Annotated in this window: 3 protein-coding genes; all 3 read left to right on the top strand. The window is 40.8% G+C overall.

Going from position 1 to position 1,127, the window contains the following annotated elements; translation table 11 throughout:
- Positions 1–140: 140 nt before the first annotated feature.
- On the top strand, positions 141–497 hold the full coding sequence (locus ACT3TJ_RS17970; RefSeq protein ID WP_444622837.1) for a hypothetical protein: 357 nt from the start codon (positions 141–143) through the stop codon (positions 495–497).
- 82 nt (positions 498–579) lie between these two features.
- Positions 580–771, top strand: coding sequence for a hypothetical protein (locus ACT3TJ_RS17965; protein ID WP_444666133.1), 192 nt, complete (start codon positions 580–582; stop codon positions 769–771).
- Between the two features lie 81 nt (positions 772–852).
- On the top strand, positions 853–1,127 hold a 275-nt coding region (locus ACT3TJ_RS17960), incomplete at its 3' end, for a DUF6559 family protein (RefSeq protein ID WP_444622835.1).

Here is a 1,127-nt window from a genome sequence, read left to right as displayed (position 1 = left end):
GTGTTTTACTCTGTTGGGTCTTTGTTATTTATACACTATAATTTATGCATAATCACTTAATCACTGTAGGCTTAATATGGCATATTGAGGCCAGAATGAGTATAGATACATACGAAGAGCAACTTCCTTGAGGCGGTAAATTGAAGGTAACTAAAACATCATGGGAAATTTCCTATTATTTTTCTGGTCCAGACATGAGATATAACGGAACATTTGTTTCGGTTTTTGGCAGTTCAATTGAAAAATATATTTCAGCGTTCAGCGAAAACTATCAAGAGTACGAACAACTAAAGTCATCGATACCAAGCGGTGGTGAGTTTTCAAAGCTTGGCAAAATGGGGATGAATATTCGTATCGGAAGTTTCGCTCAAGGTGTATGCATTAAGTCGTATCATGTGCCAATTGACACAAGGCAGCAGCTTGAAAAGGTTATTAGTGGCTACCGATATGCCGCTCAAAGAGCTCCGCAAATTCAGGAGTTTTTGGCAAATCTATAGGGGGGAAGCCTAACAAATGTAGGCTGTCGGACAAAATACTCGCTGTGCTCGCAATTTGCCGCAGCTACAGGAGTTAGGGAGGGTGGGCGCTGTGATCGGTTTCGTTATTGGGGCAGTCGTTCTTGTTGGTATTATTGGCGCCAGTCTGTCCAACAAGGGCGATTTGGATCGTTACCAGCAGCTCAAGAACAAGCGCAGGTTCAGTGGTAAAAGATTGACACCATCAGAGCAGGAAGAGATTGATCGCCTAGCACGAAAGTACTGGTGGTGGTAAATCATATGCCTAACAATTCATTCAAGCCGAACCCGCTTCGCGGGTTGGCTTAGTTCTGGCGTTATGCGTAAAGGAGTTTCAATGTTCGGGAAGAATTCAGCAATTCGTAAATACAAGTATAAACTACACCCAGCACTTGCAAAGAGGTATGGTGGTTCCCCTGTATATACTCAAGCTCAAGTTGATAAAACAATCGATGAATTAGGTTTTAATAAACGACATATACAGTACGCCTATTTAATGTATTGTGATGAAAATACATTCACCTCGAATACTTCCTTAAATGAAAATAGAGAAGATATGAGTAATACTATAGCTGCAGCAACTACTTTTGGCTTCATAGGTTCCATTTTTTA

Source organism: Halomonas sp. AOP30-A1-24 (assembly GCF_052378165.1).
GTDB classification, from domain to species: Bacteria; Pseudomonadota; Gammaproteobacteria; order Pseudomonadales; family Halomonadaceae; genus Vreelandella; species Vreelandella citrativorans.
This window is presented reverse-complemented; position numbering and strand designations above follow the sequence as displayed.